The 14,753-nt window shown below is 68.4% G+C and carries 12 protein-coding genes and 1 tRNA gene; 9 read left to right on the top strand and 4 right to left on the bottom strand.

Annotated elements, in window-relative coordinates; all coding sequences use genetic code 11:
- The first annotated feature begins 87 nt into the window (after nt 1-87).
- The 3 genes from ACFVTX_RS16025 to ACFVTX_RS16015 are packed head-to-tail and all read left to right on the top strand — an operon-like array spanning nt 88 to nt 2,359.
- Nucleotides 88-867 carry a hypothetical protein gene (locus ACFVTX_RS16025; RefSeq protein ID WP_386901838.1) on the top strand — a complete coding sequence of 260 codons (780 nt, stop codon included), beginning with the start codon at nt 88-90 and terminating at the stop codon, nt 865-867.
- Nucleotides 864-1,445 carry a hypothetical protein gene (locus tag ACFVTX_RS16020; protein WP_386901837.1) on the top strand — a complete coding sequence of 194 codons (582 nt, stop codon included), beginning with the start codon at nt 864-866 and terminating at the stop codon, nt 1,443-1,445. The genes ACFVTX_RS16025 and ACFVTX_RS16020 overlap by 4 nt, the downstream gene beginning before the upstream one ends.
- Nucleotides 1,442-2,359 carry an exopolyphosphatase gene (locus tag ACFVTX_RS16015; protein WP_386901835.1) on the top strand — a complete coding sequence of 306 codons (918 nt, stop codon included), beginning with the start codon at nt 1,442-1,444 and terminating at the stop codon, nt 2,357-2,359. Before ACFVTX_RS16020 ends, ACFVTX_RS16015 begins: the two co-directional genes overlap by 4 nt.
- A gap of 155 nt (nt 2,360-2,514) precedes the next feature.
- On the opposite strand, the gene ACFVTX_RS16010 is transcribed toward ACFVTX_RS16015, so the two are convergent.
- Genes ACFVTX_RS16010 through ACFVTX_RS16000 form a run of 3 tightly spaced genes read right to left on the bottom strand, consistent with a single transcriptional unit; the run spans nt 2,515 to nt 6,694 of the window.
- A complete protein-coding gene (locus ACFVTX_RS16010; protein ID WP_386901833.1) occupies nt 2,515-4,377 on the bottom strand; it encodes a hypothetical protein in 1,863 nt (620 codons plus the stop codon).
- Nucleotides 4,378-4,406: 29 nt separating this feature from the next.
- Nucleotides 4,407-5,279, bottom strand: coding sequence for a fibronectin type III domain-containing protein (locus ACFVTX_RS16005; protein WP_386901831.1), 873 nt, complete (start codon nt 5,277-5,279; stop codon nt 4,407-4,409).
- A 23-nt stretch (nt 5,280-5,302) separates the two neighbouring features.
- Complete coding sequence (locus tag ACFVTX_RS16000) at nt 5,303-6,694, bottom strand: dicarboxylate/amino acid:cation symporter (protein ID WP_386901829.1); 1,392 nt, start codon at nt 6,692-6,694, stop codon at nt 5,303-5,305.
- A 323-nt stretch (nt 6,695-7,017) separates the two neighbouring features.
- Here ACFVTX_RS16000 and ACFVTX_RS15995 point away from each other — a divergent pair, with 323 nt between their 5' ends.
- Entirely contained in the window at nt 7,018-7,791 is a 774-nt protein-coding gene (locus ACFVTX_RS15995; protein WP_386901827.1) for an AzlC family ABC transporter permease, read from the top strand.
- On the top strand, nt 7,788-8,093 hold the full coding sequence (locus ACFVTX_RS15990) for an AzlD domain-containing protein (protein WP_386901825.1): 306 nt from the start codon (nt 7,788-7,790) through the stop codon (nt 8,091-8,093). Before ACFVTX_RS15995 ends, ACFVTX_RS15990 begins: the two co-directional genes overlap by 4 nt.
- Before the next feature lie 68 nt (nt 8,094-8,161).
- Here the strand turns inward: ACFVTX_RS15990 and def are convergent, their stop codons facing one another.
- Nucleotides 8,162-8,725, bottom strand: a complete 564-nt coding sequence (gene def / locus ACFVTX_RS15985) for a peptide deformylase (protein WP_386901823.1) — start codon at nt 8,723-8,725, stop codon at nt 8,162-8,164.
- A 40-nt stretch (nt 8,726-8,765) separates the two neighbouring features.
- Here def and ACFVTX_RS15980 point away from each other — a divergent pair, with 40 nt between their 5' ends.
- The 4 genes from ACFVTX_RS15980 to ACFVTX_RS15965 all read left to right on the top strand — a co-directional run bounded on the left by ACFVTX_RS15980 (nt 8,766) and on the right by ACFVTX_RS15965 (nt 14,581).
- Nucleotides 8,766-9,683, top strand: coding sequence for a DMT family transporter (locus tag ACFVTX_RS15980; RefSeq protein ID WP_386901821.1), 918 nt, complete (start codon nt 8,766-8,768; stop codon nt 9,681-9,683).
- A gap of 191 nt (nt 9,684-9,874) precedes the next feature.
- Nucleotides 9,875-11,122 carry a glycosyltransferase gene (locus ACFVTX_RS15975; protein ID WP_386901819.1) on the top strand — a complete coding sequence of 416 codons (1,248 nt, stop codon included), beginning with the start codon at nt 9,875-9,877 and terminating at the stop codon, nt 11,120-11,122.
- A 10-nt stretch (nt 11,123-11,132) separates the two neighbouring features.
- A tRNA-Ile gene (locus ACFVTX_RS15970) sits at nt 11,133-11,206 on the top strand.
- Between the two features lie 474 nt (nt 11,207-11,680).
- A complete protein-coding gene (locus tag ACFVTX_RS15965; protein WP_386901817.1) occupies nt 11,681-14,581 on the top strand; it encodes a LamG-like jellyroll fold domain-containing protein in 2,901 nt (966 codons plus the stop codon).
- The last annotated feature ends 172 nt before the right edge of the window (nt 14,582-14,753 follow it).

Raw genomic sequence — 14,753 nt, 5'->3', positions numbered from 1 at the left:
TTGCTCATAGGGGAGACCTGGGCGACACGGAACGTCTCTCCCGCGCACCGACCGCTGGTCGGTGCGTTCCGACGGTTGGGGGAGCTCATGACCGACACCGCTTCGACGCGGCAACGCCTCACCGACGAGCAACTGCAGGAGCTGCTGCCACTGCTCGTCGAGTCCGACAGCATCGAGCTCAAACTCACGGTGCCCGACTCCGCCCTGCGCTCGACGGTGACGGCGCTCGGCATCGACCCGCTCGACGCGCAGATCCGGCTCGTCACGTTCTTCGACACCCCCGATCTCGCGCTCGACCGCGCCGGCGTCGTCGTTCGTGCGCGCCGGATCCAGGGGAAGGGCAACGACTCGGTGATCAAACTCCGCCCGCTCGTGCCGTCGTCGCTGTCGGCGGAGCTTCGGAGCTCCGCGTCGTTCAACGTCGAAGTCGACGCGCTCCCCGGTGGTTTCGTCTGCTCGGGCTCGATGAAGGGCGAGCTGGGCCCGACCGACGTGCAGGCGGCGCTCGAGGGAGAACGGCCGCTGCGGAAGCTCTTCTCGAAGGAGCAGCGGGAGTTCTTCAGCGCGCACGCGCCCGATGGGATCACGCTCGACGACCTCTCGATCCTGGGCCCGATCTTCGTGCTCAAGGATCGGTTCACCCCCGAAGGGCTGGGGCGTCGCATGGTCGCCGAGGTCTGGCTCTACCCCGACGGAGGCCGCATCGTCGAGCTCTCCACCCGCTGTCGAACGAACGAGGCGTTCCAAGTCGCGGCGGAGGCACGTGCCTTCCTCGCCGGCCGGGGCATCGACCTCACCGCCGAGCAGCAGACGAAGACGCGGAAGGCGCTCGAGTACTTCGCCGCGGCGCTGCAGGACAACGCATGACGATCACCCCGCGCTGGGAGTGGCGCACCTTCGGCGACACCTTCGGGGTCGCCGAGGAGCGCTTCGCCGCGCTGACACCGGCGAGGGTCGAGGAGAGCGACGAGACCTACCTGCTTTCGGTGAACAGCGACGCCTCGGTCAAGGTGCGTGGCGGGCTCATGGATGTCAAGCACCTCGAGGCGGTCGACGACGACGGCCTCGAGCAATGGCTCCCCATCCTGAAGGCTGAGTTCCCGCTGCCCGTCGCCGACGTCGTCACCGTGCTCGATGCGCTCGGGATGCCTCGACAGCAGCTCGACCGTCAGGAGTACACACTCGACGAGCTGGTCGCAGAGGTCGTGAGCCCTCGCCCCGAGCTCCGAGCGGTCGGCGTGCACAAGCGGCGGGCGAGGTACACGGTCGGCGGAGCCATGGCCGAGCTCTCGGAGCTGACGGCGGCAGGCCGTTCGACGCGCACGATCGCGGTCGAGATGGAGGATCCCGCCGTCGTGATCGCCGCGGTCGCCGACCTCGGGCTGGCCGACCGGCCGAACACCTGCATGGCTCGTGTGCTCAAGGCGATCGCGGGTGTGACGTGAGCAGCCGCAGGTTCGCCGTCATCGATGTCGGGACGAACTCGGTCAAGCTGCACATCGCCGAGCGCGCTCCCGACGGAACCTGGCGGACGATCGCCGATCGCGCAGAGGTCACGAGACTCGGCGAGGGCCTCGATGAGACGGGACGTCTGAGGCCCGAGCCGATCGCACGGACCGTCGACGCGATCGGGGCCATGGCGGACGAGGCCGCAGGCCTCGGCGTCGAGGCGATCGCCGCCGTCGGCACCGCGGGGATGCGGGTGGCCCCGAACGCCGGCGAACTCATCGCTGCGGTCCGTACCCGGCTCGGTGTCGAGATCGAGGTGATTCCCGGCGAGGACGAGGCCCGGCTCGCCTACCTCGCGGCGACGTCGGCGCTCGGGATCGCTGGAGATGTCGTCGTGTTCGACACCGGAGGGGGCAGTTCGCAGTTCACGTTCGGGTCGCCCGGACTGATCGCGGAGCAGTTCAGCGTGAACGTCGGCGCCGCACGCTTCACCGAGCGGTTCGGTCTCGACGGGGCCGTGCCGCAGGAGACCGTCACCGCGGCACGTGACGCGATCGGCATGGAGCTCTCCCGACTCGACGGGCGCCCTGCTCCCGAACTGGTCGTCGGGATGGGCGGGGGGATCACCAACATGGCGGCGGTCAGCCTCGGGCTCGAGCGGTACGACCCCGTGGCGATCCAGGGCGCGCGGCTCGACGCAGCCGAGATCGAGCGCCAGGCCGAGCTCTACCGCACGCGGTCAGCGGATCAGCGTCGTGAGCTGACGGGGCTGCAGCCGAAGCGTGCCGAGGTGATCCTCGCCGGCGCGTGCATCGTGCGGACGGTGCTCGAGAAGCTCGGCGCCGACTCGCTCGTGGTCAGCGACCGCGGCCTTCGGCACGGGGTGCTCGTCGAACGCTTCGGAACGTGACGGCGGCCGCGGGATCGGCGAGTCGCTCCTGGGAGCGGCATCGAGCCGGTGCGGCGCAACGCTTCGGACGTGCCCGTCGTCGATGCCCGACCCGAGTGCGAAACGCCCCCTCCCACTGCGGTGGGAGGGGGCGTTTCCGACGCTGAAACCGGCGTCTACGCCGCCGACCGGGCCCGCACGCGGGCGATCGTGATGGCGGCGGCCGCAGCGACGAGCAGCGAGATCGCCGCCCAGGTGAGCGGACCGGTGAAGCCCGCGCCCGTGTCGGCGAGGCCGGCCGACGAGACGTTCGCCGTCGCGGCAGCCGTGAGCGTGACGGGCGTGGAAGCCACGGTCACTCCGTCGATCGTCACTGCGATGGTGTGCGCACCCGCCGGGATCGCCGCCGGGATGGTCGCGCTGAACGTGAACGCACCGTCGGCGTCGGTGCTCACCGTGCCGAGCGTCTGCGGCGTCGAGCGGATCTCGACCGTGAACCCGCCGGTGCCTTCGGCGAGACCGCTGCCCGTGACGGTGACCTTGCCGCCGGGCCGGAGGTCGCCCGTCACGGCGACGGATCCGAGCACCTCGGACGGCTTCTGGCCAGGGGTCGGAGGCGTGGTCGCGGGCGGAGTCGTCGGCGGGGTGGTCGGCTCGGGAGTGGTGCCCTCGCCGATCGCGCCGAAGAAGGTGTCGAGCGCCGTGATCGCCTCGTCGGCGAACGCGAGCTGTGCGGCCAGGCCCGCGGGGTCGGGCCGCGACTCGTAGCGACCGGGCTTGTCGATGACGTACCACCACTCGGTCATGTACTCCTTGTAGGTGCCGTCGCCGTTGTCGTGGATCCACTGGCGCACGACGGGCGCGGCCTTGCCGTCGACGACGCGGCCGCGCTCGATCTCGAGCAGGTAGGGAACCTGGAGCTTCTTCGCGGTCGCGAGCGGCTGGCTGCGGTCGCCGCCGGGGAAGAAGTCGACCTGACCCGAGACGCCCGGCACGTACTGGGTGACGAGGTTCGGCAGGTACGTCGTGACGAGGTCCCCGTAGAAGTCGGCGAACTCCGAGTTCGTGTCGCGGATGTGCAGGTCGTTCGACGAGGCGCCGTCGAGACGGAGGTCGAAGAAGTAGACCTTCTCGACGTCGTTCTCGACCGCCTCCTCGTTGACGTGCTTGAGCACGGCGCGGGTGTTGTGGCACCACGTGCCGCCGAAGAGGAGCACGAAGTCGCCGTCGCTCTCGAGCAGGTGCACCAGTTCGGGGTACGTGACCGTTTGCACGCGCCAGTCGGCGTCCTCGTCGGAGAGGATGGTCGCGCCGCCGTAGGCGTCGGCGCCCTTGTAGTCCCGGAGGTGCTTGGCGTTCACCGCGTCCGAGGTGAAGGCGAACTGGCTGCTCGTGGTGAGTTCGCCCGCCGTGGCGAAGACGGCCGCGACCTCGGCCCGATATGTCTCGAGCGCGGCAGGCTCCGCGAGCTGCGCGCTCGTGACCGGGGCGGTCAGCGCGCTCACGATGCGGTCCTCGACGCCGCCCTCGGTGTGCGACACGTCGTAGACGAAGAAGTACGGGTCGTCGGTGCCGTCGAACGGCGTCTGCGTGTCCTTCGAGAGCGCATTCGTCACGAGCCGCGGCCACAGCGGCGCGACGTCGGGGTTCGTCGTCGTTCGGATGTCGAGGCTCTCGCCGTCGAGCTTCGGATCGAAGACGAACACCTGCTCGACGCCGGCCTTCTTCGCCTCCGCGTCGATCGTGGCGATCGTCGCCTCGGTGCGCTCGTCGAGGGCGCCGCCGATGAGGAACGCGAATCGGCCCTGCTGGCCGAGCAGCCATTCGAAGCGCTCGAAGGTGACGGTCTCGATCACGCTGTCGTCGACGCCGTAGGTGTCGGCCACGTAGTCGACGGTGTCGATCGTCGCTCCGCTCGGTGCGGCGACCGCCGGTGCGGCGGCGGCTGCGCCGAGGAGGGCTGTGCCGCCGAGGGTGAGGGCGGTGGCGATCGCCACCACGCGGTTGCGGCGTCCCGGCGGGTGTCGCAGGTCGGACATGGGGTTCCTTTCGTGGAGGGTGCTGGTGGTCAGGGTGCGACGTCGGTCGGGGTGTCCGTCGGCGCGGCGTCGGCCGTGCGGCGACGGAACAGGCGCTGCCCGAGCAGTGCGAGCGCGCCGACGGCGACGAGGGCGATGAGGATGCCGGAGCCCGCGAGCCAACTCGGTGCGCCGGCGTCGGCCACGACGGCCGTGCGCTCGGCCGCCTCGGCGGTGGGTGCCGTGGTCGGGTTCGCCACCTTCACTGCGGCCGAGGCGGCGGATGCCACGCCGTCGCCGAGCGCGTTCGTCGCGACGACCGTGGCGGTGTAGGAGCCTGCGCCGAGCTTCGGGAACGTGTAGGTGGTGGCGCCGGCCGCGAGCTCGATCGGGGTTCCCTTGTTGAGCGAGAGCTTGTAACCGGTGACCGGCGACCCGCCGTCGGCCGGCACCGCCCAGGTGACCGTCAGCGACGCGCCCTTCGCGACGAGCTTCGGCGCGGTGGGCGCCGAAGGCGCCGTCTGCACGACGGCTGCCGGCTGGCCGGCGGTGGTCGCGGCATCCGTCGTGGCGCTCGAGGAGCTGGACGCACCCGAGGATGCGCTGCCGCCCGAGTTGCCGGTGCTCGGCGCAGGGGCCGCCGGAGCAGGAGCGGCGGGTGCCGGGGCAGCGGGTGCCGGCGCGGGTGCCGGGGCGGTCGTGCCGCCGCTGATCGCGGGCGGCGGCGGCTCCTGGGTGCTGTCGTACGGGTAGCCGCCGAGATCTTCGCACGCGCCGAGGTCGAAGTTGATCGAGCACAGGTCGCAGACATCGCCTGCCGCGTGCGCCGGTTCGCTCCAGACGAGCAGGAAGGTGGGCACGGTGATCGCGAGGGCGAGGGTCGCGGCGAGGGTGCGCAGTCTGGATCGCACGGTCGTGGTCATGGGCAGTCCTTCGGTTCGACCGGTCACAGGACCGGGGTGGGGCGAATGGTGGAAGCAGCGGTGGGTGCGGTCTCGTCGTCGTCGTCGGGCGCGTGGCGGCGCCCGGCGAAGATCTCGTCGTCGAGGACCCCGGCGCGGCGGGCGACGATCGTGGCGCTCGTCGCGGCGGCCGTCACGTTCGCCATCGTGCTGGCCGTGCCCGCGATCGCACTGATCGGAATGAGCAGCACGAGGACCTCGACCGGCAGGCCCACGGCGGTGAGCACCGCGGTGGCGGTGATGATGGCCGTCCCGGGGACGCCGGCCGTGCCGAGGCTCACGAGCAGGCCGAGCACGACGAGCACGACGTAGTCGAGCGCCGTGTACTCGATCCCGAGCGCGTTGACCGTGAACACCGCGACGAGCGTGGGCCAGATTCCGGCGCAGCCCGGCATGCCGATCGTGGTGCCGATCGGTGCGGTGAAGCCGGCGACCTCTTCGCTCACGCCCACCTTGCGCACGAGAGTCGAGATGGTGAGCGGAAGGGTGCCGATGCTCGACTGGGTCGTGAAGGCGGTGTACTGGGGCGGGGTGATGAGCCTGAAGAAGCGCAGCGGCGGCAGATCGGCGAACACCTTCACGAGCACGCCGTTCACGAGGTACGCGTCGACGAAGCAGGCGACGAGGGCGATGACGAGCACGCCGAGCAGCGACAGGGCGGTCTCGAGCCTCGCGACCGCGGTCGACGTGGTCGAGGCGACGAGGGCGAGGACCGCGTAGGGGGTCAGCGCGATGATGAAGCCGACGGCCTTGAAGAACACCCGCTTCGTGGCATCCACGACGTCTTTGAATGCACGCACCTTCTCGGGCTTGCGATCGGCGACCAGCAGGTAGGAGACCGCGATCAGCAGGGTGAAGAGGATGATGCCGATGATGTTGTTCGACGAGATGTCGCCGACGACGTTCGACGGGAAGAGGCCGACGATGACCTCGTCGAGCGGTCGGAGCAGCCCGGTCAGCGTCGAGCCGTCGACGCCGTCGAGCTCGAGCTGCGCGCCCTTCCCGATGCCGGTGGCGAGCGCGAGGCCGAGGGTCAGCAGGATCGCGATAAGGTTGGTGAGCAGCAGCCAGAACACCGAGCTCAGGCCGATGGTGCGCAGCTTCGCGAGGCTGCCGAGCGAGGTGATGCTCGCGAGCACCGAGACGATGATGAGCGGCGCCACGATGGCCGTGATGACGTTCACGTACACGGTGCCGATCACGTCGACGTAGTCGAGGTGGCCCTGGAAGAGCAGGCCGACGCCGATGCCGACCACCAGGGCGATGACCGTGAGCAGGGTGAACGAGGCGCCGGCGCGCCGGAGCGCGTACACCCCGACGAAGAGCACGGCGGTCGCGGCGAGCGCGGCCAGCGAGAGCCAGTCGAGGTCAACCATGAGTCGGGTTCTGCGCGGATCGGAGCGCGGTGGTAGGAGGCATGACGCGAACATAATGAAGCTGCGCACCGCATCACGAGACCGTTTCGCGGTGTGAATGGCGGTGACGGCATGCGTCGCGGAACCCCGCCGAATGCGGCTATCGGGTGACCTCGTGCGTCGCCGCATTGCCCGGTGTGACGGGTCGCCGATGACGCCGCGTGACGCGCTGTGCGGGGAGGTCCGCGGTGATGGATCGGCGCGGCGACTGTGCAGGATGCCGGGGGCCGGTGCGGCGATTCGCGCTCGGTCGAGATACTGTCGCTTCGACGAAAAGGAGTGAGATGTCCGAGCGGCGCGACGAGGTGCTCCCCGACGACGATCGCACCGATCGCGACGCCATCGAGCTGCTCGCCGCCCGGCGCGCAGCACGTCGCGACGGATTCGCGGTCGGGTTGGCGACCGCGGTGTACGGCATCTCGTTCGGGGCGCTCGCGGTCGCGGCGGGGCTCGATGTCTGGCAGACCTGCTTCCTCAGCCTCGTGATGTTCACGGGCGGGTCGCAGTTCGCCCTCGTCGGCGTGCTCGCCTCCGGCGGGGTCGCTGCAGGCGGTTCGGCGATCGCGACGGCCGCGATGCTCGGCATCCGCAACGTCGTCTACGGCATGCGCATGAAGCCCCTGGTCGACGAGCCCCGCCCCGACGGTCGGCCTGCGAGCGTGTGGCGGCGCGTCGCCGCCGCGTGGGTCACGATCGACGAGTCCACGGCCGTCGCCCTCGCGCAGAGCGACGACCGGGCGGCGCGCACCGGGTTCTGGGTCACGGGCATCGTCATCTTCATCGGCTGGAACCTCACGACCCTCGCGGGCGCCCTCATCGGCGACGCGATCGGCGACACCCGGGCCTGGGGGCTCGACGCGGCCGCCGCCGCGGCATTCCTCGGGCTCCTGTGGCCGCGGTTGAAGAAGTTCCAGGCGGGCGCCGTCGCGGTCGGCGCCGCCGTCGTCGCGACGATCACGACGCCCGTGCTCATGCCGGGCCTGCCGGTGCTCGTCGCGGCGGTCGTCGCGGTCGTGGTCGGGTGGTTCGACCTGTTCTCCAGGAGGCGGTCCGCATGACGACCTGGCACATCATCCTCATCGCGTCCGCGGCGACCCTCGCGCTGAAGCTCGCCGGACACCTCGTGCCCGCCGGGTTCCTCGAACGCGAACGCCCCGCGCGCATCGCCGATCTGCTGACGGTCGCGCTCCTCGCGGCGCTCATCGCCGTGCAGACGCTCGGCGTCGGGCAGCAGATCGTCGTCGACGCGCGCGTTCCGGCGGTGATCGTCGCGGCCGCGCTCTACGCGCTCCGCGTGCCCTTCGTCGTGGTCGTCATCGTCGCCGCGGCCGTCGCAGCCGGCATCAGGGCCTTCACATAGACGGATGCCACGTGCCCGCCGCCGCACGATCGCGCGGCGCGGAGCACGTGGCATCCGGAGCTTCGAACTCAGCCCTCGAGGTCGTCGACCCCGGGCATCCACTGTTGACCGGGGCGCCCCCAACCGAGCTTGCGGCTGATCTTCGCGACGATCTTCTGGTCGCGCTCACCGAGTCGGTCGGTGTAGAGCGTGCCGTCGAGGTGGTCGAACTCGTGCTGGAAGATGCGGGCGAGCCACCCGTGCGCCTCGATCTCGAACGGCTTGCCCTCGAGGTCGGTCGCGCGCAGGATCGCGTGCTCGGCGCGACGCAGCCCGAACCGTTCGCCCGGGAACGAGAGGCAGCCCTCCTCCTCGTCGATGTCGGGCTCGCCGGCGGGCGGCGGCGTGATCCACAGTTCGGGGTTGATGGCGACCCCGCGCCACTTCGTTCCCTCCTCGTCGACCCAGCCGTAGGTGAAGACGCGGAGGCCCACGCCGACCTGGGGGGCGGCGAGGCCGACGCCGGGCGCGGCATCCATCGTCTCGAAGAGGTCGTCGACGAGGGTGCGCAGTTCGTCGTCGATGGTCTCGACGGGCAGGGCGGGGGAGTGGAGCACCGGATCACCGGAGATTCGAATGGGGAGCACGGCCATTCGGCAAGGATAACGGGCGACGAGCGGGTAGGGTCATTGCGTGGATCCGGACCTCACTGACCTCGTCGAGCAGATTCCGCTCGACCCGCAGACGTTCATCGGCATCCCGCTCGCGCTCATCGGCGCGGTCTTCCTCTCCCTGGGTGCGCAGTTCCAGCACCGCGGGGTCGTCAAGGTCGAATCGCACACCGCCGACACGCTCGGCAAGGGCCTCAACCTCAAGCAGCTCGCGCTGCTGCTCGCGCGCCCCTCGTGGGTGATCGGCACGCTCATGCTCGGGCTCGCCGTCGTGTTCCAGCTGTCGAGCCTCTACTTCGCGCCCCTCATCGTGGTGCAGCCGCTCGGCGCGATCGCGCTCGTCGTCACCTCGATCGTGAACTCGCGCGTGAACCACGTGCAGCTGAACCGCAAGTCGATCATCGCGATCATCATGTGCGTCGGCGGCGTCTTCCTCTTCGTGGGTGTCGCCGCGTTCACCGCGGTCGACAAGCCCGTCACCGACCGGCAGCTCATCGTCATCCTCGTCATCCTGGCGATCGTGCTCGCCGTCGCCGGGATCACCTTCGTGCTGTTCCGATCGAAGATCCGCGCCATCTACTACGTGATCATGGCCGGCGTCGTCTACGGCTTCGTCGCCACACTCGCCAAGGTCGTGCTCGGCAAGATCGAGCAGGGCGAGTTCGGGTGGCTCACGATCCTCTGCATCGCCGGGCTCCTCACCGCCGCCGCCATCGGCGGCTACTTCGTGCAGAACGCCTACGCCTCGGGCCCGCCCGACCTCGTCATCGCCGGGCTCACCGTCGTCGACCCGCTCGTCGCCGTCGTCATCGGCATCGCCGTCCTCGGCGAGGCGTCCCAGGCGCCTCCGTGGGCGATCATGGTCTACGTCATCTCCGGTGCGATCGCTGTGTGGGGCGTCTTCCAACTCGCGAAGAACCACCCGCAGACGAGGCTCTGAGCCCACGTCGCGCGTGGCGCTGAACGCATTCCGAGCAACAGAAGTGCGGAGCTTCCGACATGCGCGCACGGCACCCGTTCGGCTGCGCTGCGTAGACTAGGGTCGGATTCAGTCCGCCGCGCCCATCGTGCGCGCCGCGGACTCGACGGGACCGACCGTCCCGCCCCCAGAACTGTGAGGAAACACGACCCGTGTCTGACACCCCCGGTGCGAGTACGCCCGCCGGCGCCGCGCCCGATCGCCCCCTCAAGATCCTGATCGGCGCCGACACCTTCGCCCCCGACGTCAACGGTGCCGCCCGCTTCGCCGAACGACTCGCCGCAGGCCTCGTCGAGCGAGGCCACGACGTCCACATCATGGCCCCCGCCGCGAGCCGCAAGCACGGCACGTGGAAGGAGGTGCACGAAGGGCAGGAGCTCACCGCGCACCGCCTGCGCAGCTGGCGCTGGTACCCGCACGACTGGCTGCGCTTCGCGCTGCCCTGGCGCATCAAGCAGAACAGCGCGCGCGTCATCGACGAGGTGAAGCCCGATGTCGTGCACTTCCAGTCGCACATCATCACCGGTCGCGGTCTCTCGATCGAGGCCCAGAAGCGCGGCATCCGCATCATCGGCACGAACCACGTCATGCCCGAGAACATCCTCGAGTTCTCGATGCTGCCGAAGGCCTGGGAGGACTGGGCCGTCGGTCTCGCATGGAAGGCCGCCGGCCGCACCTTCGGCCGCGCCGAAGCCGTCACCACGCCGACGCGTCGCGCCGCCGACTTCCTCGAGAAGCACACGGGCCTCCGCAACGTGCACGCGATCTCCTGCGGCATCGATGCGCACAAGTACTCGCCCAACTGGGAGCCCCGCACCGAGAATCGCATCCTCTTCGTCGGTCGCGTCACCGGCGAGAAGCAGATCGACGTGCTCATCCGGGCACTGAAGCTCCTGCCCGCCTCGCTCGACGCGAAGGTCGAGATCGTCGGCGGCGGCGACCAGAAGCGCAACCTCGAACACCTCGCCGTCGAACTGGGGGTCGCCGATCGCGTGACCTTCACCGGCTACGTCACCGATGAGGAACTGCGCGAGGCCTACCACCGGGCATCCGTGCTCGCCATGCCCTCGATCGCCGAACTGCAGTCGATCGTGACGATGGAGGCCATGGCCTCGGCGCTGCCCGTCGTCGCCGCCAACGCGATGGCGCTGCCGCACCTCGTGCACGACGGCGAGAACGGCTACCTCTTCGAACCGTCGAACCCCGAAGACCTCGCCGCGAAGCTCCGCACCGTGCTCGAGGCCTCGCCCGACGACTACAACGCCCTCAAGGCGGGGTCGCTCAAGCAGATCAAGGCGCACGACATCACCCGCACCCTCGACACCTTCGAGAGTCTGTATCGTGGTGAAAGCGTGACCGATCCGGTCACCGAGTCGATCCCGGTCATCCTGCCCGACTGAGGTCGCTCACGGGGCGGTAGCTCAGCCGGTTAGAGCAGTGGACTCATAATCCATCGGTCACGGGTTCAAGTCCCGTCCGCCCTACTCTGTAATTGCTGATCAGCCGACAGATTCGTGGGTGTTCGGAGCGCGGCGACCGATGCTAATCGATGGTCGTCGCGGCGATTCAACCCTCTCTATTCGGCCGGGTTCGAGTCAGTTGGATTTGGCTGGTTTCTGCCAAGAGCGCACCAGCTACGGCGCATTCGCGCTGGGCCGAGGGCGCTATTGACAACTGGTTCGCGCCCGCTGCTTGCTAATCACGGTCACTGACCCTCATTCGGGGGGCGTGCGCCGAATGGCTGGGGGCATGTAGGTTGTCGCGATAGTCACGTGTCTTCGACCCGAACCCCTAAGGTTGCCCTACCCGACTGGTTGCACGACGCAGCGCGTGGATGCTGGCATGCGTCGTTTTGACGCGCAATGGTGTGCGTTCGAAAGGCGTGTTGGTTGAGGTCGTGGATCTTGGTGCGGTGGCGCCTGCGTGCTCTTGCTGGGTTGGTCGTTCTTGGCTTGATCGTGGCGACGGTCGTCGCTTTCGTGATCCGCGACACGGCGAGTGAGTCTGCTGTCGAGGTGTTCGATTGCTCCCGGCTTGAGGAGGCGTCGTTCGATGATGCGGGGCCGAAAGCGCGTGGCTGTGACGTTGAGGTCGAGGTCACGAGCGAGCGTTCGTCGTTGCAGACGGTGTGGGCTACTCCGCAGGGGACGACGCGCTTGGAGGTCGCCAGCGTGCCTGTGCGTACTGATGTCTCGGGGGAGTGGGCGGACATCGACACAGCGGTCGAGGGAACACCAGGTGAAAGTGTGCTCAACGTTGCATCCCCGGTGTATCCCATTGAATTGAATGCAGGCGGTCAAGCGGGCGATGGGCAGCCGCTCGGGTCGATCACGCGGGAGGATCAGCGACTCGACGTGTGGTTCCCGGCCGAGCTCCCGGTTCCCGAACTGATGGGTTCGCGAGTGAGCTACGACCTCGCGGACGGAGTTCGTCTTGTGGTGTCGGTCAATGCGCAAGCAAACGGATTCCTGCCGGTCGTCGAGCTTGCCGATGCGCAGGGCCTTGAGCGGTTCCGAGCGCTGCTCGATGCCCGCCCTGTGGCTGGGGCATCGGCTGAATCCGGCGATCTCGTCTTCACCACCAGATTGTCCGCCGGACTTCGGATGGCCTTGGACAAGCAGGGATCCGTTCGAATGCTCGATGAGGCCGATGAGGTTGCTTTCACCGCACCGGCCCCGCTGATGTGGGACTCAGCGGGCGGGGGGCTGGGTTCGACGCCGAGTGGTGAGGAGCGTGGCAGCCTTGATCGACTGACCGGGCCCGCGCTGGGCGATGCGGTCGAGCTGATGGGTACCGCGGTTCGTGGTCCTCACATTGTCGTGACGCCGGATTCGGCGATGCTGACGAGTCCTGACACGGTCTGGCCTGTCTACATCGATCCTGGATTCACGGCGAACCTCGCTGCGGAGAGGGTCGCGGTGCGTACCGGCGGGTACACCGGCACGCTTCACAACTGGGACACGGTCGGAGGTGAGGGTGCCGGATACTGCACCGGTGACCCGACCTGCAACACCACGTTCAGGCAGCGGTTGGTCTGGGAGTACTCGGATCTCTCGGGGATCACCGCGCTCACTGGCAACGACATCATCAGCGCAGGCTTCACCGTGTATGGAACGCATTCGGCGACTTGCACAGCAACCACAACCGACCTGCACATGCTTGGCGATATCTCTGCCGCGACGACGTGGGGATCGCTTGAGTGGGCCGACTGGAACCGGGTTGACGCTCGCACCGAGTATCACAGTATGGCCTGCGGAAACACGGGTTGGCGGACGTACAACGTGACCTCGGCGGCACGCCAATTCGCGGACAACGACAGCTGGGCGACGCTATCGCTCGGTTTGAAGGCGCGCGATGAGTCGACGATGACGGGTTGGAAGCGATTCGGTCACGACGCAAAGCTGTCTGTGGAGTTCAATCGCGCACCGAACGTGCCGTCCGGCATGATGATGACCTCGCCGGTGGCTCAATGCGGTGCCTGGGTGAATTCGCTCACGCCTCAGCTCTCGGCAGTGATGTCCGATCCAGACGGCGGAAACGTGAACCCGCAATTCATTGTCGTGACCGGCGGCAACGGGAATGACATTCGCTGGGATAGCGGCTGGATGCCAGTGATCGGGGCGTCGCAATCGCGGTTCACCGCGACGGTACCCTCAGGTGTTCTTATTGACGGGAACTCGTATGCATTTGCTGCCCGCGGCGGTGATGGTGCGCGCGGCGGGGATTGGTCGGCGTGGTGCGGTTTCGCCGTGGATGTCACCAAACCGGTCGCACCTGAAGTTGCAGCAGGTGTCCTTGGCGTCCAGGCCGTGTATGTGCCAGACCGCGAACGCGGTGGCGTAGGGCTGACTGGCGCGTTTGCGTTCGATAGAGGGAGCTCGTCGGATACCGAGTCGTTCAGCTACGGGTTCAATGACCCCTCGATGCCGTCCTCAATCAACGTGACGGGCAATGGCACGGCCTCCGTGTCATTCACTCCGACCCAAGCAGGGCCCGTGACGTTGACAGTGGTCTCCGTGGATCGTGCGGGCAATCGATCCTCACCGCGTGAATACCGGTTCGATGTGGCATCTCCGGTTGAGGATGTGATTTGGAAGTTGGATGAGAACGCGGGGGCGAGCGCGGCCGGCTCGGGGCCGAAGGCGGCCGGGCCGTTGACGGTTGCGGGTGCGGGGTGGGTCGCTGGTCCGCATCAGGTCTTCGGGTCGCGTGGCGATGACTGGGCACTGAGTTTCGATGGCGTCAATGATGCAGCCACAGCCGCGGGCCCGGTGGTGAATACGTCCAAGTCGTTCACCGTGTCCGCGCATGTGATGCTGAGCAGGTCACAGCTCGGCCTGGGTGATTACACGGCGTTGTCGCAGGACGGGTTGACGCAGTCCGCGTTCCAGTTGGGGTATCGGTCCAACTGTGGTGACGGGGGTGATTGTTGGTCGTTCGGGATGCCGGATGCGAGTGCCGGGGCGGCGGTCGTGTCGGCGACATCAGCAGCGGTGACGTCGGACGAGTGGGTGCATCTGGTCGGCGAACACGATGCGACGAACAAGACCGTGCGGTTGTGGGTCTGCGAGGTCGGAACGCCTGACCGGGTCGCGACGGGAGAGCCGGTCGGTGGTGCGCCAGTGGTGCGTGGCGGCGTCGCCTGGCAGTCACCCGGCGCGTTCGCGCTCGGTCGCGGTCAAGTCGCTGGCGTTGGTGCGGGGTGGTGGCCCGGCCGGATCGACAACGTGCGGATCTTCTCGGGTCAGATCACGGATGCACCCAAGCTGCGCCGGCTGTGTCAGGGCGCAGAGGCAGAGGACTTCGGGCAGGGTGTCGACGGGTTCAACGCGGTCGACCCGACCGTGAGCGAGCAGTAGATGAATATCGACTCACGAACGGGCCCCACACCGGTGACCCACATGCGGTCGCGTCAGCGACCGTGGCCTGAAGGCCCAGGACCTTCGCGTATGACGACGCCGGACACCGCACGATCGTCATGGTAGGAACGGATACACCGACCGGCTAACTGTCGGATGCTGAGGGTGAACT

The organism is Agromyces sp. NPDC058136 (assembly GCF_042884375.1).
Classification (GTDB): domain Bacteria; phylum Actinomycetota; class Actinomycetes; order Actinomycetales; family Microbacteriaceae; genus Agromyces.
This window is presented reverse-complemented; position numbering and strand designations above follow the sequence as displayed.

Excerpts from the sequence above, each read along its gene's own strand:
- def (WP_386901823.1), bottom strand. The coding sequence starts at position 8,725 with ATGGCCGTGCTCCCCATTCGAATCTCCGGTGATCCGGTGCTCCACTCC.
- ACFVTX_RS15995 (WP_386901827.1), top strand. The coding sequence starts at position 7,018 with ATGTCCGAGCGGCGCGACGAGGTGCTCCCCGACGACGATCGCACCGAT.
- ACFVTX_RS16025 (WP_386901838.1), top strand. The coding sequence starts at position 88 with ATGACCGACACCGCTTCGACGCGGCAACGCCTCACCGACGAGCAACTG.
- ACFVTX_RS15990 (WP_386901825.1), top strand. The coding sequence starts at position 7,788 with ATGACGACCTGGCACATCATCCTCATCGCGTCCGCGGCGACCCTCGCG.
- ACFVTX_RS16005 (WP_386901831.1), bottom strand. The coding sequence starts at position 5,279 with ATGACCACGACCGTGCGATCCAGACTGCGCACCCTCGCCGCGACCCTC.
- ACFVTX_RS16020 (WP_386901837.1), top strand. The coding sequence starts at position 864 with ATGACGATCACCCCGCGCTGGGAGTGGCGCACCTTCGGCGACACCTTC.
- ACFVTX_RS16010 (WP_386901833.1), bottom strand. The coding sequence starts at position 4,377 with ATGTCCGACCTGCGACACCCGCCGGGACGCCGCAACCGCGTGGTGGCG.
- ACFVTX_RS16000 (WP_386901829.1), bottom strand. The coding sequence starts at position 6,694 with ATGGTTGACCTCGACTGGCTCTCGCTGGCCGCGCTCGCCGCGACCGCC.